The 21,977-nt window shown below is 41.3% G+C and carries 16 protein-coding genes; 8 read left to right on the forward strand and 8 right to left on the reverse strand.

All coding sequences use genetic code 11. The features are described from left to right. Positions 1-17 precede the first annotated feature (17 nt). The 4 genes from HRT55_RS11415 to HRT55_RS11430 are packed head-to-tail and all read right to left on the reverse strand — an operon-like array spanning position 18 to position 11,484. Positions 18-2,672: a PfaB family protein gene (locus tag HRT55_RS11415; RefSeq protein WP_291621382.1), complete on the reverse strand. Its 2,655-nt coding sequence runs from the start codon at positions 2,670-2,672 to the stop codon at positions 18-20. Continuing rightward, positions 2,672-10,483: a type I polyketide synthase gene (locus HRT55_RS11420; RefSeq protein ID WP_291621383.1), complete on the reverse strand. Its 7,812-nt coding sequence runs from the start codon at positions 10,481-10,483 to the stop codon at positions 2,672-2,674. The genes HRT55_RS11415 and HRT55_RS11420 overlap by 1 nt, the downstream gene beginning before the upstream one ends. A 16-nt stretch (positions 10,484-10,499) precedes the next feature. Further along, on the reverse strand, positions 10,500-11,363 hold the full coding sequence (locus HRT55_RS11425) for a helix-turn-helix domain-containing protein (RefSeq protein ID WP_291621384.1): 864 nt from the start codon (positions 11,361-11,363) through the stop codon (positions 10,500-10,502). Beyond that, the gene (locus HRT55_RS11430; RefSeq protein WP_291621386.1) at positions 11,356-11,484 is read right to left on the reverse strand and encodes a hypothetical protein; all 129 of its coding nucleotides are present in this window, start codon (positions 11,482-11,484) and stop codon (positions 11,356-11,358) included. Before HRT55_RS11430 ends, HRT55_RS11425 begins: the two co-directional genes overlap by 8 nt. 356 nt (positions 11,485-11,840) lie before the next feature. On the opposite strand from HRT55_RS11430, the gene HRT55_RS11435 reads away from it, so the two are divergent. The 5 genes from HRT55_RS11435 (at position 11,841) to HRT55_RS11455 (ending at position 15,543) form a co-directional block, all read left to right on the forward strand. Further along, positions 11,841-12,719 carry a 4'-phosphopantetheinyl transferase superfamily protein gene (locus tag HRT55_RS11435; protein WP_291621389.1) on the forward strand — a complete coding sequence of 293 codons (879 nt, stop codon included), beginning with the start codon at positions 11,841-11,843 and terminating at the stop codon, positions 12,717-12,719. A 206-nt stretch (positions 12,720-12,925) separates the two neighbouring features. After that, the gene (locus HRT55_RS11440) at positions 12,926-13,216 is read left to right on the forward strand and encodes a YkgJ family cysteine cluster protein (RefSeq protein WP_291621391.1); all 291 of its coding nucleotides are present in this window, start codon (positions 12,926-12,928) and stop codon (positions 13,214-13,216) included. A 189-nt stretch (positions 13,217-13,405) separates the two neighbouring features. Continuing rightward, on the forward strand, positions 13,406-13,681 hold the full coding sequence (locus tag HRT55_RS11445) for a hypothetical protein (RefSeq protein WP_291621392.1): 276 nt from the start codon (positions 13,406-13,408) through the stop codon (positions 13,679-13,681). 192 nt (positions 13,682-13,873) lie between these two features. Continuing rightward, entirely contained in the window at positions 13,874-14,743 is an 870-nt protein-coding gene (locus HRT55_RS11450) for an MYG1 family protein (RefSeq protein WP_291621394.1), read from the forward strand. Between the two features lie 449 nt (positions 14,744-15,192). Beyond that, on the forward strand, positions 15,193-15,543 hold the full coding sequence (locus HRT55_RS11455; RefSeq protein ID WP_291621396.1) for a nuclear transport factor 2 family protein: 351 nt from the start codon (positions 15,193-15,195) through the stop codon (positions 15,541-15,543). A 358-nt stretch (positions 15,544-15,901) separates the two neighbouring features. Here the strand turns inward: HRT55_RS11455 and HRT55_RS11460 are convergent, their stop codons facing one another. Next, positions 15,902-16,687 carry a 2OG-Fe(II) oxygenase gene (locus HRT55_RS11460; RefSeq protein ID WP_291621398.1) on the reverse strand — a complete coding sequence of 262 codons (786 nt, stop codon included), beginning with the start codon at positions 16,685-16,687 and terminating at the stop codon, positions 15,902-15,904. Between the two features lie 86 nt (positions 16,688-16,773). Continuing rightward, positions 16,774-18,105 (reverse strand): aldehyde dehydrogenase, encoded by a 1,332-nt coding sequence (locus tag HRT55_RS11465; RefSeq protein ID WP_291621400.1) that lies wholly within the window; start codon positions 18,103-18,105, stop codon positions 16,774-16,776. Between the two features lie 139 nt (positions 18,106-18,244). Here HRT55_RS11465 and HRT55_RS11470 point away from each other — a divergent pair, with 139 nt between their 5' ends. The 3 genes from HRT55_RS11470 (at position 18,245) to HRT55_RS11480 (ending at position 20,157) form a co-directional block, all read left to right on the forward strand. Next, a complete protein-coding gene (locus tag HRT55_RS11470) occupies positions 18,245-18,601 on the forward strand; it encodes a helix-turn-helix domain-containing protein (protein ID WP_291621402.1) in 357 nt (118 codons plus the stop codon). A 92-nt stretch (positions 18,602-18,693) separates the two neighbouring features. Further along, positions 18,694-19,143: an SMI1/KNR4 family protein gene (locus HRT55_RS11475; RefSeq protein ID WP_291621404.1), complete on the forward strand. Its 450-nt coding sequence runs from the start codon at positions 18,694-18,696 to the stop codon at positions 19,141-19,143. Between the two features lie 261 nt (positions 19,144-19,404). After that, on the forward strand, positions 19,405-20,157 hold the full coding sequence (locus HRT55_RS11480; protein ID WP_291621406.1) for an SDR family oxidoreductase: 753 nt from the start codon (positions 19,405-19,407) through the stop codon (positions 20,155-20,157). 104 nt (positions 20,158-20,261) lie between these two features. Here HRT55_RS11480 and HRT55_RS11485 read toward each other — a convergent pair whose 3' ends face one another. Further along, positions 20,262-20,657, reverse strand: a complete 396-nt coding sequence (locus HRT55_RS11485; RefSeq protein WP_291621408.1) for a thioesterase family protein — start codon at positions 20,655-20,657, stop codon at positions 20,262-20,264. 130 nt (positions 20,658-20,787) lie between these two features. Beyond that, positions 20,788-21,930 (reverse strand): 2-alkyl-3-oxoalkanoate reductase, encoded by a 1,143-nt coding sequence (gene oleD, locus HRT55_RS11490; protein ID WP_291621409.1) that lies wholly within the window; start codon positions 21,928-21,930, stop codon positions 20,788-20,790. Positions 21,931-21,977 lie beyond the last annotated feature (47 nt).

Consider the following 21,977-nt stretch of genomic DNA (forward strand, 5'->3'; position numbering starts at 1 on the left):
ACTTTCCTCGAAAAGTTTTATAATTCTTTTTTAGCTTTTGTTACGATTATCGAGCCTTTAAATAAGGTCTTGATATCAAGCGTCACGCCATGGCTGATCAACTTAGCCACAGCTCTTAAATACGTTAACTCGTCACTGGTACCTTTAGCATTTACTGGCACAGCAACACGTGATTTACGTTGCGCTGTACCTTCAGTATCACCTTCGACCGCACCTTGAACAGCAGAGTCCAAAATCTTGTCGGTCCAGCTACATAATGAACGACCCGGACCCATTTCAATAAATACCCGGGCACCTTTGTCATGCATGGTATTAATCAAACGAGGAAAATCTACTCGGTCACATAAACATTTAGCGACACTGTGGGCGATAGCTTTACTTAGCTGTGGCACAGGTAAATAACACGAACTTGAATACATCTTGGTTTTCAAACGTGGATTTACGTCCATGGTGTATAACTCAACCATGTCTTGGTATTCTTTTTTGGCTGGCGCACTATGAATAGCATTGGCCATATTTAAAGCCATGGCGCGCACACCAAGCTTTTTAATCACGCGTAAACAATCTGCGGGATAACCTGCGAGCAGCAAACTGTCTGGGGTATTGATGATGGTGCAATAAACTCGCTCTTCACCTTCACTGGCTTTGATAACCTCATCAAGTGTTGCCTTGATGGTATAAGTTTCCCAAATCAGCTCATTCGCTTTTTCAGTTTGATTATTAGTTGCAGCAAGGTCAGGTAACCCCCAATGCTCACGCAATGTTAATAAGTCACCACAAAGACGTTCATTAAAGGTATCCGAATTGGCTAAACGTGCGCTCATTAAACCCGGTTGTTGCCATGCGCCAAGCGCTGCATACATGCTAACTTCGCCCATGCTATAGCCAGTTGCATAATCTGCTTTTACTTTAAAGACGTTTTCAAATACCTTAGTAAAAACACAAGCAAAACCAACACCTGCCTCGGCGATATCAGCTAAGTTACCGCGCAAGTTTAAATCAAGTTGTTTTAATTCTTTAAAGCTAGGGCGAACAATAGTGCGCGGGTTTAATAACGTATCTTTTAAACTAGCGCCAATATCATCTGCTAAACCGGCTACGTCCTGATGAATTTCGGGAAATAAATGGAATAAATCACGACCTAAGCCAACATAAGTAGCGCCAATACCTGGGTATAAAAACGAGACATTATTGTTTATTGATTCGCTATCGGCTGTTTGTTTGTCAGTGGCAAGCTCGTTCACCGGTACAGGCGTGAAGAAACTGCCTTTCGGGGTACGCCATTCTTTTTGCTGTGCAAATGCCGTATCGATTCCTGACTGTGCTGATTGAAGCTCTTTTAACAACTCTTCTTTAGATTCAGCTAGCAGCACAACGGTGTATCGACTGTTTGCTGATTGAGCTTGATTAAAACAGCTTAAAGCCATTTCTTTTAAGCTTAGGTTTTTTAATGATGGTTGAGCGCTGTCTTCTTCAGCTGTCACTTCAACGATTAATTCAGCTAACCTTACCAGCAAAGCTTGTTGAGAATCAGCTGGCACTAAAATCATTTTCAGTTCGCTACAAGCAATAAAGCCATTGTGACGAATATCTTGGCTCGGGTGTTTTTCACCGGCAACACTGATTTTATTTTCTGCTAAGACCAGGTGACAGTAATTATTATTAGTCGCCAAACAACTGTAAGCAGCAAGATGAGCGCTGCCATTTGAGTGTGGATACCAAGGTCTAGCCTCGGTAGCTAGGTAAAAACTTGAGTCTTGCCAACTTTGTAGTTCACTTGCTAATGGCTGCTGCCAATCACTAATGGCCGGAATATAACGTTGCTGCAAGGCAATAACGCTGCGTAGTAAGCCGAATACTTGTGAAAAGCCTTCGCCCTCACCCGTAACGCTACGAGCACAAGAAACTGCCGTGGTTAGTTTTTCGTTATGGACATAACTGGCAATTAAACCACTAGACTCTGCCATGGCAAGTTTACTATCCGCCAAGGCGGAAACTTCTAACAAACCAATATCATTAGCGCTAACTTGAGCATTATCTAGTGCTGATGCAGCAACCTTGCTCACCTCAGTAAAGTTAGTAACTTCATCACCAACGGCAAAGCCTTTTAGCCATGAGTAAACATAACTGTTATTACTTTGCGCAAAATTTACCGATGAAAATAACAATGCGGCCATACCATGACAGTTTTGATAGCCAGTAAAGGATTCATCAAAACTGTTAGTAGCTAATGGTTCTGCAGCTAATTCATTCGAAGTAACGCTTTTAGCTAGGTTAACGCCGAACTCAATACCTACGACGGCCACTAAGGCATTTTGAGCAATAAACAAATCAAGTTGTAACATTGCCTTGGCTAATGAACTCACCACAATAGCATTATCAATATCGATTGTTGGCTTTGCTTGATTAGTACCGTTTTGTGCCAGCACGATAACCTTGATATCAGCGCACGGAACTTGGTTAGCAAGCGCCATTCGCTCAACGGCAGCTAAACAGCTAAGTTCAAGGGTGCTTTCTACTGTAGCACCTTGACCTTTCGTTAAACTTTTACCTAGGCTCTTACCCAAGTAAAGGGCACGTTCAACACAGTCAATATTATCTTGAGTTGTGCGTTGGTTTTCAAATTGCGCATCTAAACCAATAATGGCGCTTTTATAATTAGAAGTCACCATTAAGCACTTGCCTTAGCTTTGCCCTTTTTAGGCGTTATTTTAGGTAAAAACAAATCATTTAAGTTGGCGCTGGCGGTAACTTTGGCTGATTTTATCTCACTCAACAAGTGCATATTTTCATCAATCATTTGAATGTCGGCAACTAAAGAGCCACGTTGTTTACCCTTAGCTGAGCTTTTCACCACGTTAAGTTGCAAGTAAAAGCGCTCGCCTACGGCTACTTCACGATATACCGTCCAGCTTTGCGTACTTGACGGCAAACTGCCTAAGCCAAGCTGTTTTTTAACCCAAACCAACATTGCCTGGTAAGCAATATCATTGGCGAAAATATTACTTTGGTTTTTGCCAATGATATTGCCTAAACATGGCACAACGAAGTCACCTTGCTTAGCACTGGCGATTTCTGGTACTTGGCAGCTTAATAATAAGCCTTGGTCATTACACTCAAGTATTTCACTTATGCCTTGTAAGCTTGGGCCGTGAAATAACGTGCCGTTGGTATAAAGTGCCGCGGCACTTTCACCTGATGTTGGTATAACTAAGTTAACCTCAGGATTGGCTTTAAGTTTGTTCACTAAGGTCAGCTGAGCGCCATAATGAAATACCAATTTACCATCAGCATTGACGCTTGAAATTTTACTATCGACAATCAAATTGTCGTTAATAAGCTCTGCCGTCATATCAATTTGATAATCAGTTGCTTCATTGCCATCAAAGATGATGCCTTTGAACAGCTTATAATTATCTAAACCTTGATAATGAAAACCAGTATAGGCAGCTGTCGCCGCCTCACTCATCCAGGCAATAGCACACACTGTTGGTAATACTTGATCATCACCAATAGTGTGGTCAGCTAGAAAGGCATTGTTAGTCGCTAAAAGTGTTTTATTAACACTTATTGTTAAGCGACTAACTTGTGGCTTTTTTACAGAGCCACCTTCTGCCTGGTCTTTAGAAAGGTCATTACCAACAAGAATTTGTGCACAACGGTTATTATCCGCCGCTAATTCACTCACTAACAGCTTTGCCCCAGCATCAAGCGGAATGATGTAAACACCGCGGTCGTTAAACATACGTTTAAGCTCAGGTGTTACCATGCCGCCATCCCAAGGTCCCCAGTTAAAACTTAATACTTGAGCACTTGGGTTTAACGCTTTGAAGCGATACGCGGTTTTATTTAAAATATCATTAGCAATAGAGTAATCAGACTGTCCTGGGTTACCGTAGAAACCTGCAGCTGATGAGAATAAAACTAGGTGTTTAATATTCTTTTCTTCGGTAGCAGCTAGTAGCGATAACAGACCATCAATTTTTGTGCTGTATACCGCATTAAATTCTTCTAACGTTTTTTGCTCGATAAACTTATCGGCTAATACGCCAGCACCATGAATGATGCCAGTAACAGTACCTAATTTAGCCACTAATGGAGTAACGGCTTCCGTTACGTTTTCGCTGTTAGTCACATCTGCAGCAACGTAGTGTGCTTGGCCGCCAGCAGCTTTAATAGCCGTTAATGTTTGCGCAATTTCACGGTTTGCCAATACTGGACGAACAAATTGCGTCACTTTCACTGGCGTTGGTTTATCACCTGCGGCAATCAGTGCTTGCATCGCGGCTTTTTTCAGAGCCACTTCATCAGTAACACCTTGTGCCCAGCTTGGCTCATTATCATTAAATAATGAACGACCTAATAGGATAAATTTAGACTGATATCGTTTAGCAATTTCAATTACACAATGAGCGGTTACGCCTTTTGCGCCACCGCTAACTAAAAATACTGAGTCGTTGTCAATACTTGAGCCACTTGCAAGTGCATAGCTGTCAGTTGCAACACCGGTTAACGTTAAACGAGAACCTAGGTTATTGCTAAGGTTGTCAGTATCGTGAGCAACTTCTATGGTTGCAGTATCGATATCAAGTAATTCATCATTGATGATAGTCGCGGCTTTATCAGCGGCTAACTTACTTGATAAATCAACGATTCGACAGAAGACAGAATCATTTCCTGCGTTCCATTCGTGATTGATGGTTTTAACTAAGCCCGCTAGACCTGCTTGAACTAAATCAGCTTTAACATTTGCATCTACTTGGTCATTAGCAAAACCTAACGCGCCACCTTGACGTGTTACCACAACAAATGAAGCACGTGCTTTCGTAGCAGCTTTTACTTTAGACAATTTAGCTAAAACAAAAGCTAACATTAAGCCTTGTTTTGCCGCTTCAGGGTATTCAATTGCAGCAACGGTTTGTTTGCTTTGCAGATAAATAACTGCATCAAGTTGTTCGTTGTTCTCGATGATGTCTTTAATTTGTGCTTCATCAAGTGTTTTTTCGCTGGTGCCAATTTCAATAACATTCACTGCTTTGCTAAAGGCTTTTTTCGAGCTACTTACCACCCAGTTAGGTTTTAATGCCGTGACCTGCCAACCGGCTTTAATAAGCTTGGCGCTTAAGGCAACCGCTGCGCCAGTACCGTCATCGACGATTAGCGCATTAGCGCCACCATTACCGGTAACATCTTGAACAATTTTATTAATTGAAGATAATGCGGTCAACGCCACTGTCGCACTTGGCGCACCTTGAAAGCTGGCACTAACTTCACTCGTTTTTTCAGCTACTGGCAGCGCGGCTTTAGTTGCCGGTGGCGTAGGCTCGGTCGGTGCAACTTTAGATTGCATGTAACTTACGATTTCACCTAAAGTGCGCAATTCAGCTAAATCTTCTGGGTTAAGTTCAGGTAAATCAGGAATGGTTTCTTGCACCGCTCCTAGAATTTCAACACGCTTAATAGAGTCGATACCCAAGTCTGCTTCCATATCCATGGCCAGCTCTAACATTTCAGTTGGGTAACCGGTTTTCTCGGCTACTACTGTCATCATTACGCTTTGAATGTAATCAAGGTCAATGCTAACTACACTCTCATTGGCTGGAGCACTTTCATTAGCTGGCGCGCTAACAACCGCAACAGGCGTCGCTGCTACTTTAGATTGCATGTAACTTACAATTTCACCTAAGGTACGTAATTCAGCTAAATCTTCAGGGTTAAGCTCTGGCAAATCTGGGATGGTTTCTTGTACTGCACCTAAGATTTCAACACGTTTAATTGAGTCGATACCTAAATCCGCTTCCATATCCATTTCAAGCTCAAGCATTTCAGTTGGGTAACCGGTTTTTTCGGCTACTACTGTCATCATCACTGATTGGATGTGAGCTAAATCGATTGTTGGCGCTGCTGGCGCACTTGGCGCACTCGCAACAGCTACAGGAGTCGCTGATACTTTGCTTTGCATGTAAGATACGATTTCACCTAAGGTACGTAACTCAGCTAAATCTTCTGGGTTAAGCTCTGGTAAATCAGGGATGGTTTCTTGTACAGCACCTAAGATTTCAACACGTTTGATTGAGTCGATACCTAAGTCGGCTTCCATATCCATTTCTAGTTCAAGCATTTCCGTTGGGTAACCGGTTTTTTCAGCAACTACTTCCATCATCACACTTTGGATGTGTTTTAAATCAATGGCTGGAGCAGCTGCATTAACTGGCGCACTTTCATTGGCTGGCGCGCTAGCAATAGCTACAGGAGCCGCTGATACTTTGCTTTGCATATAACTAACGATTTCGCCTAGTGTTCTTAACTCGGCTAAATCTTCTGGGTTAAGCTCAGGTAAATCGGTAATGATTTCTTGCACAGCACCTAAGATTTCAACACGTTTGATTGAGTCGATACCTAAATCCGCTTCCATGTCCATTTCAAGTTCAAGCATTTCAGTTGGGTAACCGGTTTTTTCTGCAACCACTTCCATCATCACGCTTTGGATGTGTTTTAAATCAATGGCTGGTGCACTTGCAGCAACTGTTGTATCGACTAAGTGAAGTGCTGGCGCGCTTGGCGCAACTGATTCAGCCTTTGACTTCATATAGTCAACAATCTCGCCTAAGGTACGTAACTCAGCTAGATCTTCAGGATTAAGTTCAGGTAAATCGCTAATGATTTCTTGTACTGAGCCTAAGATTTCAACACGTTTAATGGAATCGATACCTAAATCGGCTTCCATGTCCATTTCAAGCTCAAGCATTTCAGTTGGGTAGCCAGTTTTCTCAGCTACTACTTCCATCATCACTACTTGAATTTGTTGAAGGTCTATTGATGTTTCAGGTGCAGAAACCGCTACTGAGATTTCAGCCACTGGTGCAAGCGCAGCAGCGGTTGCCACGCTTTGAATCGGCGCTGGCGTGTGCGCTACCGGAGCAGCAACAGGAGTTACTGGCGCTGGTTGTGTAACTTGCGCTACTTTTGGAGTTGTTGGTGCAGCTACTGGCGCTTTCACTTCGGCTGTTTTAATTGCAACCGGAGCTGGTGCTGCTGGTGCATTTGTTTCAGCAGAAGATAACATGGCCGCCATGTTATCGGTTTGATTATTTAGGTATTGCTCATGAACACGTAACGTTTCTGATTGGAAGTCATGATACATACCTAAAGTGCGATCTAAACTTTCAGGTAACTCACCTGGTTCTTCCTGTTTACTGGCCACAGCGTTAAGTACCGCATCAAACGTTTTAGCGTAGTCTTTTGGCCCTTGCATGTATTGCTCATGGACATTTAATAACTGTTGTTGATGATCAACAAACTGACTAACGCTGCGCTCAATACTGCTCACTAAACCATTTGCATCACTGCCAGTTGGTGCGGCGTTCAGGTTACCGTCAGCGGCACTACCATCGGCGTTCACATAAACAATCTTCTCAACTTCAACAATACGCTCTACTTCTATTATCTTTTCAACAATCTTTTCTATGATTTTAACTTGCGGCGCTGGCACAGCAACAGGCACTGCCGTTGCTTGTTTAATTTTCCAACCATCATTTAAAGCATCATCAAACGCTTTTTTGGTTTTAGCACTAACATAAGAGGCACCGGTAAGCTTCATAGCGAGTGGTGACATTTTAGGTGCAGCTAAAGGACGTTTAACCGCAGAGTATGGGTCAATGTCATTCAGCTCTAAACCAAGTACTACCATTTGCACAGCGGCTTGGCGCATTTGCATATCAGCAGATTTCTTTGGATTAGCATTAACGGCAATCGCTACTACATCATCTTTATCTTTTAAGATGTTTTCAACTAGCTTGGTTAAAACATTTTTAGGACCAAACTCAACAAATACTCGACCACCATCTGCATAGATATTGTCAATTTCTTCATTAAAATGCACCGATTCTAGAATATGCTTTTTCAGGCTCTTTTTAATATCCGCTGCTTTATTTGAATGCGCTTTTGCCGTGCCATTTGAATAGACAGGTACCACAGGTTTATTAAATTTAGCCTTATCGATAGCATCAGAAAATGGTTTTTGTGCATGGCCAACCAATGGCGTATGGAACGCTGCCGATACTGGTAATGGTACAACCTTGTAGCCTTTCGCTTTCAGCTCTTCAATAGCAATGGCTATTTGGCTAGTTACGCCGGCAACAACCACTTGATTATTAGAATTGTAATTCGCAATTGAAATATCTTTGATGTCTTTAATATCAGCGGCTACTTTTTCAGGAGCGCCAACTACAGCAATCATGGTGCCAGTATCAATAGTTGCATCTTCAGGAGCAGCCATTGCTTGACCACGACTGCGCGCTAACATCATATAATCACTATCGTTTAATACACCAGCAGCCCAAAGCGCTGTTAACTCACCAAAACTATGTCCGGCAGTAAAATCTGCTTTAAAACCTGCATTAGTGAAAGTTTTATAAAGGCCAACACTTAAAGTGCCGATTGCAGGTTGTGCATGTTGTGTTAAACGTAAGGCTTCATCTTGTGCTTTACGCGCGTCATCACTAAAGACTGGAATTGGGTAAGTTGTTGGCGTTAATTGGCCTAAACCTGCATTAGCAAATTCCACGTCCATATCTTGCGCTGCTTGCATCACGCTTGGGAAATTACAAGCTAGCTCGCGACCCATATTAACGTACTGTGAGCCTTGACCAGAGAAAAGTGCCACCACTTTGCCTTTGGTTGTTATTGCTGACTTACGGTAATAAATTCCGGTCGGTACTGACCAGCTGTCGCTGCCCGCTTTGCTGACAAATTGTTTAAGCGCCGCTTCAATCATCTTGATAGCTTCATCAGCATTTTTAGCAACAAAACCACAACGCGCTAGATCTTCGGCAGGTGTTTGCAATGCACAGTCTGTAACTAATGCGTTAAAGACATAAGGTTGAGCATCTGCAACTGTGCTAAGTTTTTCTTGCCATTGCTGTAACTCTGCAATAAGTGCTGGTTCATCTTTCGCCGTCACTAAAATTGTTTGTGGCACAGCGTTTAAACGGTATTGCCCTTGTGCAGTTGGCGTATATTCTTCTAATACCATGTGGTAGTTAGTACCACCAAAACCAAATGAACTAACACCAGCGCGGCGTGGTAAACCATCTTCGCGCGCCATCCACGGACGTGTTTCATTGTTCAAATACATAGGGCTATTTTCGATGTCTAGCGAAGTATTTGGTTGGTCAATATGAATGGTCGCTGGCAATACTTTATGATGTAGTGCTAACACGGCTTTAATCATACCAGCAGAGCCGGCAGCGGCTTTAGTATGGCCAATTTGTGACTTAACAGAGCCTAAAGCAATGTGCTGCTTTTGTTCGTTATCTAAACCAAAGTGCTTAATTAAGCCACCAAACTCTGCGGCATCTCCGGCTTTAGTGCCAGTACCATGAGCTTCAATTAAACCACAACTTCTTGGATCAAAACCTGCGTCATCATAAGCACGCTTTAATGCTTTTGCTTGTCCATCTGGACGTGGCGCGTAAATTGATTTGAAACGACCATCGCTCGATGTACCAATACCTTTAAGAACCGCATAAATTTTATCGCCATCACGCTCAGCATCTTCTAAGCGTTTAAAGGCCATCATGCCAATACCCTCACCAATCATCATGCCTTTTGAGTCATTATCAAACGGACGGATATCTTCACCTGTGGTGAACGCTGGTGTTTTTGAGAATGACATGTACATAAATGGTGAGTTATCACAACAAACACCACCAGAGATCATTACTTCAGAGCGATGCTCTAATAAGTCAGAAATCGCTAATTTAATTGCAGCTAATGAACCGGCACAAGCCGCATCAACCACACAGTTAGTACCGCCAAGATCAAAACGGTTGGCAATACGACCTGAAATAACATTACCTAACATGCCTGGGAATGAATTTTCTTCCCAACCAATATAAGCTTTCTTGAATTTTTCGATGATCATGGCGCGATCTTCGGCGTCTACCCCTGAAGCTTTTAATACTTTTTCTAAAACAGGACCTTGCAGACGAGATGTTAAGGGTGAGATTTGTTTCTGACCACCGCCGACCCCTAAAGTAATACCGACTTTATCTCGGTCATAACCTGAGCCATCACCAATGCCAGCATCATTTAAAACATCACGCGCAACTACCAGTGATAATAGTTGGGCAATATCGGTTAATTCTAAAATGTTTGGCGGTAAACCAAATTCCATTGGGTCGAAGTCAATTTCTGGTAAAAAGCCACCACGTTTACAGTAGGATTTATCTGCGGCTTTTGGATCGCTATTATAATAGTCATCAATCGCCCAGCGATCACTCGGTACATCTTTAATTGCATCAACAGACTCAAAAATATTGTCCCAGTAATCTTCTAGGTTTTTTGCATCGGCGAAAATAGAAGCCATGCCAATAACGGCTATAGGACATTCTTGTAAACGAGAGTTAAACGCTTGCTCTTCGTTATCAATATTTGTTGTTTTTGCTACAGTTTCTAATGATTTTTGCTGCTTTTTAGCCATTTTAATTACTCTACTGTTAATATTTGTTTGCATCTTCGTTATCGATATCATGATCATCACTAGATGAAGTCAGCGCACTGGCCTCATCAGGATTTTCATTTAATAAACGAAAACGACTTAAAAATTCGGCATAATTCCCCGCTAAAATGCGGCGAATATGAAATGGGGCTTTGTTGAGTACATAACTCATGTAACGACTGGCGGCTTCTCGCTCATTACCATCGTAAATATCTACATAAACCCAATTGGAACTGGGATCATTGGCAATTAATAAACGGCGCTGTTGTGAGCTGTTATCTTCATCGGCCGTTGCTGATTTGACTTTGCTTTTATCGGCAAAGTGCGGTAATTGGGTCACTTTTATCTGCACTACTTCATCGGCTGATAAATTATTACTTTTATTTAATACCTCACGCATCGCTGAGGGTGATAATTGAGAGACTAGCAATTTGTTTTCTTTGGTATCTTCAATTGCCACTGCCACGGTTGCATCACTGGCACTATCAGCATCGTGCATTTCGCCACTGTCTTGCATATCCGCAAGGCGAGAAACGCCATGGCGTTTTAAACAGCGTTGCAGACCGGCACGGGAAACATTGACATTGATAAACTGTTTGCTCACCGCGAGTAATTCATCAAGAGACAGTAATAAACGTGTTCTAAGCTCAACAACAACATATTCTTGCGCTTCGCTTAAGGTGGTATTTAACTGCTTAGGTACGTGCGAGGCATCCGCTAGGGATTCTCTTTTACGCCATTTTCGTACGGTTGATTCTGAAATTTTTAATAAACGGGCGAGAACAGCTGTCGGTAAGTCGGACTCATGGATAAACGCCCTCATCTCTGGCGTAGTAGTCGCATTAGCGTGTTGCTTAGACATTTTTCATTCCGATATCGCTTAAGGGAAAATCCGCATGAATAAAAGCGCTCAGCTCATGTTCAAGGGGCGTAGTAACCGCATTAGCGTATTGCAGGGTAGTACTTTTAGGTTGCTTGCTCATTTTTATCCGTAGACTCTTATCGGTAAATTTTCATGAGTAAATAGGCATAATCAATAACTTATCGCGGCTAATATACACAGGTTTCAAACCCAACACAATCACCCGATACCCAATTACCCTTTAAATAAGCTGAGGTCTGACCTCATCTGTTCGACCAGTTGGCAAGATATCTGTACTATTAATAGCTAATTCCGCTAAGTGGTTACCACTGTTAACAACTAGCCATTTCCCCATGGATCAAACAAGTTCAAAAAAACTGATAAAAACAAATCCCCCCGTTATTCTTTATGATAAAATCACGCCTCATCGGACATTAATCACCCGTCAAATAAACAATACAAGCTACCGATACTTTTATGACCTCTTTTTCTCAAGCTGACCTTGCAACTCGGTCAAAACAAAAGCTCCCCCTAGCGAACAATGAAATTCATTTATGGATGACTAAGCCAGAGGAGTTACTGGGCAATGATGAGCTGTTAACAACTTACGCAACATTACTAACCAGTAAAGAGACTGCAAAGCAACAACGATATAAGTTTGCTAAAGACAGGCACGATGCTTTAATCACGCGCGCTTTTATTCGTGATTTATTGTCTTATTATGCTGATATAGCGCCACAAGATTGGCAGTTTGAAAAAGGTGAAAAAGATAAACCAGAAATAATAAATTGTCCGCTACCATTGCGCTTCAATATCAGCCATACCAAAAACCTCATTATTTGTGCAGTAACCCTTGAAGATGACATTGGCTGTGACGTTGAAAATACCGGTCGTAGCAATGATGTATTAGCCATTGCCGAACGTTATTTTTCACCGAAAGAAAGCAAGGAACTTTTTGCCTTACCTGTTGCACAACAACGTAATCGATTTTTTGATTATTGGACCTTAAAAGAGTCTTACATTAAAGCTTGGGGCTTAGGTTTAGCGATACCGCTTAAAGATTTCAGCTTCAACATTAACGATACAGTGCAAAAACATAATGACTTATTCACTATCAAAGCAGATATAAGTTTAAGCTTTGCCGAGCACAGAGTTGATGAACCTAGAATATGGCGCAGCTGGTTAGTTTACCCAACCACTGCAATGGATGAAAAACAAGAGCACCGTATTGCCATCTCTTTAAGGTCTAAAAAGCCAGCAAGCAAAAAAGATAATCAAGAGGCTGATAATCAAAATACTGATTACCAATTACGTTTTTTCAATACCCTGCCCCTGCTTGGCTATGTAGAAATATAAGCATTAATTTCTCTCACCGATTGATATAATCTGGTGAAAGAGTGCAAGTATTTCTGCACTCTTGCTATATCTGAGCCAAATAATAGCGTTAGCCCCTAAAAAGTAAAACTGTTTATGGCTAACGTCTGACTCTATAAATTGGAGGGATATTCTACTATTGAGTATCCTATTAACTACCCTACTGACTATTGTATTTATTGTTGTTTATGATCATTAAAGTAAAAAATTTACCTGTTGCCGAAGTTACTTGTGCAAACTGTCAAGCATGTTGTTGTAGTTCAGAAGTGATGATCATTTCCGAAACAGGTGTACCTGATCGACATATTTCTGTTGATTTATATGGCAATGAATCTATGTTGCGCTTAGATGATGGCTGGTGTTCAGCGCTGAATCGAGATACTTTACTGTGCTCTATCTATGAAAATCGACCATGGATTTGCCGAGAGTTTGAAATGGGCTCAGATGAATGTATAGATGAACGTATAGAGAAAATGTAATTTTTACTGATTTACTGATTTAACATAGTAAATTTTCTTCTATTTTTAATAGCCCAAACGAATAAATACAGCTAGCTGCATTCATTCGCTACTAGTTTAAACCACAAGTTAGCCAACGATTTAACCAAGAATTTAGTCAACAATTTTTGCCTCTTATTGGAGGCTAGACCCAAACCAGGATATTTAGTTATGGAATCCATTTTAGCCTTTTTAATGTTATTTTATTGTGTCGCTTTTGCTTACGACAGAACCATTGATAATGAGATTAAAGGTAATCAGTCATTAGCCGCTAAGTTAACCGAATTCAAATATTTTCATTCCTTTCAATCACGACCAAAAGCACTTTCTTGTGTGTTGACTTTCCAATTTTTTGGTATATCAACGGCTTTAAATATTGTTGGTAGTGTTTTTGCTTTAATGATGTATTTAGGTTTAGGCTTTGGACTCTATTTTCTCGTTCAATAGCTAATGCCAACTATCTTTTAAATAAAACATACCAAGCCGTTGGCTATTTTTGTTCGCTGTCTTGGTATAGAATCCGCCCTATAATTTTACTTATTAAACCTTTAAAAACGACTACTCCGAAATGGCAAAGTCTAAAGCAGTAAAATTTAACTAATGTACCCTCTTATCTCTTTCTAACGTGACACAAAACAAATGAATGATAAAACGATAGCAACTCACAACGGTAATTTTCATGCGGATGATGTTTTCAGTATCGCTGCACTAAAATGCATTTTCCCTTCTTTTAACCTTATTCGCACCCGTGATTTAGATATTATCGCCAAGGCTGATATTGTCCTTGATGTCGGTGGTGTCTATGACCCGGATACAGGCCGTTTTGATCATCATCAACGTGGTGGTGCCGGTCAACGCGAAAATGGTATTCCTTATTCTTCATTTGGTTTAATTTGGCAGAAATATGGCGTAGAAATATGTCAGGGCAACCAAGAGCTAGCAAATTCCGTTGATGCTGATCTCGTCTCAACCATTGATGCTATTGATTGTGGTCATGTCGAAGGCGTTGCTCAAGGAATTAGCCTTAGCCAAACTATTTCAATGTTTAACCCAACTTGGCAAGAAGATAGTCATTATGATACTTGTTTTGATGAAGCCGTTGATTTTGCCTCGCGGGTATTAACACGTTTCATTGCTTCTGCTAACGGTGGCATTAGTGCAAAAGCTATTGTTGCTAAAGCTATTGAGAATGCCGCTGATCCAAGAGTGATTGTTTTAGAAAAATATACTCCGTGGAAAAGAACCGTTCATGCGTTATCAACAGAAGCTTTATATATGGTGTACCCATCTGGCTCTGGTCCATGGCGCATTCAAACAGTACCCGTTGAACCAGGCTCATTCGAAGACCGCAAGTCGTTACCTAAACCTTGGGCTGGCTTATCCGATAAAGCACTTAAAGAAGTAACTGGCATTGATGATGCTATGTTTTGCCATAATGGTTTATTTATTGCCGGTGCAGAATCATTTGAAAGCACGATGAAGATGGCAGCCATGGCATTACAAGCATAATAAACGACACTCAAAGAAAATAACTAGGCAAATTAACCTAACTGTTTTGTCAGGCTAGAGTCGACAAAACCCCAGTTATTTGGCTAGTTAATTTTCAGCTTGCCCCACAACTTGCCCCACAAGTAGTTGAGACCTCCTATAGTTAGCTTGTACTAAATAATATAGGAGGAGAAGCAATGAGCTTAGCAGATATATACCCAAGCTACTTCAATATGCTCGTTTCAGGACGCCTGAGCGATTCATGATCAAGGCCTGTATTTCATTAATGGTTGTTCCCTTAATGAAATATTCAACGATGAGCATGATTTGCTCAGACGTCCCAGAAAGGCTGGCTTAGAAACGCTTTATCCATCGTTATTGGTTTCGACAATAGAATAACTATTCTCTTCAATCAATGCCTTGCCTAAAGACGTTTCTAATTCCAGCTGAATCCTGCATATTGAGGTCGCTTGGGTATAATACAACGTGGTTGTGATGCCGTTGGCGCTCAAGATTTTGATGCCTTAGTGACTGACTACACAGAACAGATGACCTTCATCATGCCCGGACAAACTGACATTTTAGTCGGGCGGCAGCAGTTTCGTTCCGCCTTAAATGGTCTTGGAACAATTCTTCCTCCAGGTTTCGAAATCACAGAACTTCGGCAACTTGAAGGAAAAAATGAAGTTGTCTCTATTGTTGAATGGCAATCAGACAAGATTGCAGCCTCACAGTTGTCAGTATTGTTTAAGTTCGAAGGCGATAAAATCAATGAAGAACGCTGGTTCATAGACACTGAACAATGGAAAACTGCCTTCTAATTTAGCTGGTGTTGCCGATAAAAAGTAGACACTATTGATCGGCTACACCCGTATCAGCAAGTATGCTTTGAACTCCTGCAATAACTAACTCATCAGATTAATCTCTTTATTTTTCTTATTTAACCTGAACTCTGGGTAATGAATGTAATAACACTATGAAATTTAAATAGTAAATTACAAGTTATACACAATGATGATAGTTTAGCCATTATCAAGGCATTTTTAAGTACCCAATAGCTGGCTATTGGTAGTAAAAATAACGCTGATAGCGGTTAAAATAGCTTTGTTGTGTAATATTGCTTATCCAGAGCTCAGGTTATTTACTTTAATAGCTTAAATGAATGCCAGCTATGTCGGCCTACAAGGTAAACAAGACATCACTGCGAATAATATATTTAACGCCTTGAGTAATTGGCACTGAGCTATGGATACAGTGCAATGGATGCATACCATGAGGAAAACACAATACGCTACCCGCTGGTGTTCGAACATCGACGTTTACCACAGCATCACCCGCTTTTGCAGGTAAACTTGGCTCGTTAGCATTCACTAAGAAACGTGTAGCTCCGCCTTGAAAGTCTTCACTAAGGAAGATTAACAAGGTCATTTGACTATATCGGTCGGGAAAAGCATTAACAATAAGCTCATTATCTATGATACGGCTACCTGGCCAAGCTCCATCAGAGTGGGGTTTAAAAAAATCATCTTGGCCATAACGATAAAACCGAAAACGCGCGTTAATGCCGACAGCTTTGTCGCCGCCAAAAATACCCTGTCTATCATCCATTAAGTGCTCAATACGCTGCCAAATAGTGCCATCAGTTTGTTCATCGACGATCCATGTTAAACTGTCGTTATGACGGACACTTCGCGGTAAAGATACTGGCGCATCGGGCAAGAAGCCAAGTTGTTCACTGATAGCTATTAGACTTTCACATTCGGCTTTAGACAATACGTTAAAGAGCTGAAATGCCCCAGGTACTTGTGTCAATTCATGGCGTTCAACTTGACCACTGTCGTAGATTTCACTAAATCTTACTGGATTTGGCTCGGTGTTACCCCATGCTGGTAATGATGGGTTTTCAGCACCCGGCTCTAACGCTACCACAAAAAAATTATCTTTGGTGTCTTTCTCTAGCTTCATACTTATCTCTTTCAATTATCTCTTATCATTATTTATTTTGCTCAAAAGGCTTCATCAAGACAGCCCCCTTACATTGTTTATCGACCTTATTTGCTAATAATACGTACCTGAGTAAATTGTCGATGACCGGCGGCTGTGCCATGAAAACCAAAACCACTTTGCTTAGCACCTACCCATGGCCCTGCGCCACCGGCACCTTGGTTCACACCCACCATGCCGGCTTCCATTTGTTCCGCAACCGCTGCAGCGCCCGCACCACCAAATACAGTGGCACCTAAACCATAAGGGCTGGCATTAGCACGCGCAACCGCTTCTGATAGTTGCTCATAACGGCTAATGGCAACTATAGGACCAAAGGTTTCGTCATGTTCTAAACACATATCATCCGTTATATCTGTAACGACAGTCGGTTGAATAAAAGGCAGCTCATAGTGTGCCGTGCCTAACAAAAATTTAGCGCCTTTTTGCTGAGCATCTTTAAGCTGTTCAACAACACTTTGATGCTGTTTTTTATTAACAATAGGGCCTATGTTGACATTTTGTTGATCCCACGGACCCACTTGGTAACGACGAGCAAGTGCGACAACCTTTTGTTCAAATTCATCAGCAATACGTGCATCGACATATATTCGCTCAGTGGAAGTGCACATCTGCCCAGCATTTTCAAAGGAGCTGGCTACAGCAAACTGCACCGCTTTATCAATATCAGCACTGGCCATAACAATCATTGGATCATTACCTCCTAGCTCCATAACCAAGCGTTTAAGCGATGATGCGGCGCTGGCCATTATGTGTTTTCCAGCAGCTAGCGAACCAGTAAATGCCACCATATTGATATCGGCACTGACCAAAGATTTTCCAGTGGCAGCGTCGCCATGAGCTACTTGTAACACCCCTTCAGGCAATACTTTATTAAGAGTTTTTACAAAAAGATCAGCCACTAATGGCGTTTCTTCCGACGGTTTTAACACCACACTGTTCCCTGCCATTAATGCCGGCAACAGTAGATTATTTGCCATGGCGAGTGGATAATTCCAAGGAGAAATAACGGCTACTACGCCTAAAGGGCGATATTGTAATTCAATGCCATGGCCCTGAGACTCTGGTTTAAAAGCGTGGACAATTTCTTGGCAAAAGTAATCAGTATTTTGTACGGTACCAGCCACTTCATAACCTGCTCTGCGATGGTCCTTACCCATTTCTTTACTAATCAACAATGTCAGTGGCTCTTGTACTTTAACTAGCTGTTGATATGCCAATATCACTTTCTGGTGACGCTCGTTTAGGGACAACGCAGCCCATGCCTTTTGTGCGTTCTTCGCTCGTTGTACAACGGCGGGCATTTTTTCAGCGGTCGTTATTGGCACTTCACCCAGTGCTTCTTGATTAATTGGATCGTAAGAGACGAGCATGGACATCGATTTTTCCTTAAAGCTGTATTAGCTTTCGTTAATGCATAACAAGTTATCATTGGTTCTTGTGCTACATTATGATAGCGTGGAGAATTAAAGCAACCAGTATACTTTTAGTAACCACGTTAATTTGATTGAAATAAATATGAAAAACACTTTAAAAACAAAGAATAAAAATATAAAAATAAATAGTGATAGCTGCGCAGAACCCTGTTCAATTGAGCGGGGTATGCGAATATTAGGAGGTAAGTGGAAGGCATCAATTCTATGGCATGTCAAAGATGGGCCGGTGCGTTTTAATGAACTGTCGCGCATGCTTGGTGGTGCCAGTAAAAAAATGGTCGACCAACGCCTTAAAGAATTAGAGAGCCAAGGACTGGTTAACCGAGAAGTGATTTGTACTCGACCCATTGCCGTCACTTATGAAATCACCGAGTTTGGTCGTAGTGCACTCGATATATTAGAGAAACTTAAGGATTGGACTGAAGATAATAATATCTAGCCAGTATTCGCTAGCTTTCTGCTTATTCTTCGCTATGATAGCGGGCTAATTTAGCCTCTACCCGGGCGTTTGTTGTATTGGAGTATTCCTAAATGGATAGCATTGATCTCTTTGTAAAAAATTGGGGCAGTAAAAATGCCATGGTACCAATAGAGCGTGATGATATTGTCGAGCTTGAAGCAAAATTAAATACTTTTTTACCCGATACATTTAAATATTTAATATCTACCTATGGCTTGGTGCACACGCCAAATGTATTAACTAAAATATGTGATTTAGGCGTCGATATTTCTGAAGTACAAGACTTCTTAAGCCTAGAGGATATAGCCTCACTATCAAAGTTATATGAAATGAGTGGTATGCCAAAAGGGCATATTTTATTTGCCTCTGATTGTAAGGGCAATATGTTTTGTTTCAAACTTAGCGAGTGTGCAAGTCAGCAAATAGATGTCGCCGTATGGTTTTATAACTATGGTTTAGGCACAGTGACAAAAGTATCTAATTCTTTTACTGAATGGCTTGAGCAGTTTAACGAACTTTAACACGCTTAATATCAAAGTGAATGTACTGCGTAAATCATCAGAGCTAGGTTGAGCCCCCTTGTGCCATTGTTCGACCCTTACTCACCAAACAAAGCTTATTGCATTCACTGCAAACTTTGCGCTGGGCTTACTCGGGTCGAGTTAAATTGAGACATATTAAAAAATTTTATTATGTCTCACCTATCAAGCCTAATTACCGTGTCGACATTGAGCAATGATTCGAATATAGTGATCGAATATTAGAATCTGAAAGGTTGGATAATGAGCAAAGAAAAAGTAGCAATTATCACTGGTGCTGGTCGAGGCATTGGCGCCGCAACAGCCAAGCTATTTGCCAATAAAGGCTACGCTGTTTGTATTAATTATAAGTCCGATGAACAATCAGCCACTCAACTAGCTATGACTATCACCGCTAGTGGCGGTCAATGTATTACCGTACAAGCCGACGTATCTTGCGAAAAGGATGTAGAACGGCTATTTTCAACTGTCGATAAAACATTAGGCTTTGTCGATATATTAGTTAATAATGCCGGTATTTTGAAAAAACAATCTCGCTTAGAGGATATGACGGCTGAGCGTATTAATTCAATATTAACCAATAATGTCACGAGTTATTTCTTGTGTTGCAAAGAGGCAGTAAAACGTATGTCTACTCGCCACGGCGGTTCAGGTGGTGTTATTGTCAATGTTTCTTCGGGCGCTGCCCGCTCAGGTTCACCCAATGAATACATCGATTATGCGGCATCAAAAGGCGCAATAGATACCTTAACCAAAGGTTTGTCACTAGAAGTTGCTGCTGAAGGTATTCGCGTTAACTGTGTACGTCCTGGTTTAATCTACACCGATATGCACGCCGATGGCGGCGAGCCTGAACGTATTGAGCGGTTAAAGGGTATTATTCCAATGCAGCGAGGCGGAGAGCCGGAAGAGGTAGCCGAAGCCATTTATTGGCTAGCCAGTGATAAGTCATCTTTTTCTACCGGTAACTTTCTAGACTTAGCCGGTGGTTTATAAATAACAAAAGCCAAACAAGTATTTGTTTGGCTTTTGTTATTTAACTTACTCACTGCTGAGATTAATTCATAACTCACTGTAATATAGTGTTTTACAACAATACTTTAAGAAAATGGTGTAAGAATTTCTTCTGGGATCGGTTGTAAGCGCTTTTGTTTATCTAAACAAACCATTTCAATATCTGCAATAACCGCAGCTTTAGTCGCATTAGGGCGCCATAATTCTTGTCGCCATAAAGTCTTATATTTACCATCAAATTGGTAGCTTGTGCGAACATCACAAATTTCAGCAAATTCAACGCCATCTTGAAAGATTAAATTAGCTTTATAAACCGCAAAACCTAAGCCCTTTTCTGCCCAAAGCTTAGCTAACTTATCACTGTCGATAACGTGTTCACGAGCACGTTCAAAATACTTAAGAAAATTAGGGTGATAAACCACACCTGAGTGATCGGTATCTTCATAATATATTTGTACGGGATGATGGTAAATTTTACTCATTTAACTTAATTCCTGATTAACTTAATTCCTGATTAACTTATTTTCTGCTTAGCTTATTTTCTACTTAACTGATTGCCTGCTTAGTCTAGTTTTCTACTTAATTAATTTGATAATTTATTGAGTGCGTGATTTATTTGGCAAGTAACGAGGCTTTCAGTTGTATCATGCCTTCTTCAATCGTGATTAGCGGCTTATAGCCAAAGTCTTTTTTAGCGGCACTGATATCAAAATAATGACTGGTAGAAAGCTGCTTAGCGACAAAACGGGTCATTATTGGTTCTTGTTTTTTATTCAATAGTTTATAAAGCCACTCAAAACTGGCACCAACAGCATAAGCCACTGAGCTAGGTATGCGTTTTGTCACTGGCGGTAAATCAACACAATTAAGAATGTTGTTGAGCATAGCCGCCATTGTGATGGGTTGATCATTACTAATAAAATAAGCTTTGCCGATACAATTCGCTTGAGGTTTCGCCAAAGCTAACGCCGCTAGGATGTGCGCATAAGCAGCATTATCCACATAGATGGTATCAACCAGTTTATCTTCTTTACCAACAAGTTTTAGCTTGCCTGCTCGGGCACGTTCAAGTACACGTGGCACAAGATGAGGGTCATTTGGTCCCCAAATTAAGTGTGGACGTAAGGCGACTGTTTTTAACTGTTTATCATCGAGTAAATCAGTTGCTGAGCCATGTGATGCAGCTAGCACTAACTGCTCTGCTAGTGCTTTCGACTCAGCATAATAATTTAAAAAGTTATCGGCATAGGGCTGTGATTCATCAATACCGGCTTCATCAATACCGGCAAAAGTCACACTCGGTGTGCTGGTATACACTAAACGGGTAATGGCAAGCTCTTGGCAGGCACGGATTATATTTTCAGCGCCTTGCACATTCGGTTTGAAGTAATCGTCCTTACTGCCCCAGACGCCAGCTTTAGCAGCAACATGAAACACCAGGTCACAGGATTGCATCGCTTCTCTAAGGCGAGCATAATCAGTAATATCTCCCTGCACCATAGTAACGCCCATTTGGCTTAACTCTGGATAATGACCGCGGGCAAAACCGGTAACATTAATATTTTCCAAACGCAGTAATCGACAAATGGCTTTACCTAAAAACCCGCCAGCACCGGTAACAAAGACATGCTGAGACTGCTGTGCTAGTTCGCTCAGTGGCGCTTTAACAGCCTGATTAAAGCTCGCGGTAATTGCTGAGCTAGTATCACTATCTGTATAGCTATCTGTATAGCTGTTTTTATTATCTTTTTTCATCGAGGGCTCTAGTAATATGCTCTTTAAAGGTTACTGATTATAGGTTA

It is taken from the genome of Colwellia sp., assembly GCF_013214175.1.
GTDB lineage: Bacteria > Pseudomonadota > Gammaproteobacteria > Enterobacterales > Alteromonadaceae > Colwellia.

What these genes read in the sequence shown, in the direction of transcription:
- HRT55_RS11440 (WP_291621391.1), top strand. Translation starts at nt 12,926, where the DNA reads ATGATCATTAAAGTAAAAAATTTACCTGTTGCCGAAGTTACTTGTGCA.
- HRT55_RS11480 (WP_291621406.1), top strand. Translation starts at nt 19,405, where the DNA reads ATGAGCAAAGAAAAAGTAGCAATTATCACTGGTGCTGGTCGAGGCATT.
- oleD (WP_291621409.1), bottom strand. Translation starts at nt 21,930, where the DNA reads ATGAAAAAAGATAATAAAAACAGCTATACAGATAGCTATACAGATAGT.
- HRT55_RS11420 (WP_291621383.1), bottom strand. Translation starts at nt 10,483, where the DNA reads ATGGCTAAAAAGCAGCAAAAATCATTAGAAACTGTAGCAAAAACAACA.
- HRT55_RS11430 (WP_291621386.1), bottom strand. Translation starts at nt 11,484, where the DNA reads ATGAGCAAGCAACCTAAAAGTACTACCCTGCAATACGCTAATGCGGTT.
- HRT55_RS11415 (WP_291621382.1), bottom strand. Translation starts at nt 2,672, where the DNA reads ATGGTGACTTCTAATTATAAAAGCGCCATTATTGGTTTAGATGCGCAA.
- HRT55_RS11450 (WP_291621394.1), top strand. Translation starts at nt 13,874, where the DNA reads ATGAATGATAAAACGATAGCAACTCACAACGGTAATTTTCATGCGGAT.
- HRT55_RS11485 (WP_291621408.1), bottom strand. Translation starts at nt 20,657, where the DNA reads ATGAGTAAAATTTACCATCATCCCGTACAAATATATTATGAAGATACC.
- HRT55_RS11460 (WP_291621398.1), bottom strand. Translation starts at nt 16,687, where the DNA reads ATGAAGCTAGAGAAAGACACCAAAGATAATTTTTTTGTGGTAGCGTTA.
- HRT55_RS11425 (WP_291621384.1), bottom strand. Translation starts at nt 11,363, where the DNA reads ATGTCTAAGCAACACGCTAATGCGACTACTACGCCAGAGATGAGGGCG.
- HRT55_RS11475 (WP_291621404.1), top strand. Translation starts at nt 18,694, where the DNA reads ATGGATAGCATTGATCTCTTTGTAAAAAATTGGGGCAGTAAAAATGCC.
- HRT55_RS11470 (WP_291621402.1), top strand. Translation starts at nt 18,245, where the DNA reads ATGAAAAACACTTTAAAAACAAAGAATAAAAATATAAAAATAAATAGT.
- HRT55_RS11465 (WP_291621400.1), bottom strand. Translation starts at nt 18,105, where the DNA reads ATGTCCATGCTCGTCTCTTACGATCCAATTAATCAAGAAGCACTGGGT.
- HRT55_RS11435 (WP_291621389.1), top strand. Translation starts at nt 11,841, where the DNA reads ATGACCTCTTTTTCTCAAGCTGACCTTGCAACTCGGTCAAAACAAAAG.
- HRT55_RS11445 (WP_291621392.1), top strand. Translation starts at nt 13,406, where the DNA reads ATGGAATCCATTTTAGCCTTTTTAATGTTATTTTATTGTGTCGCTTTT.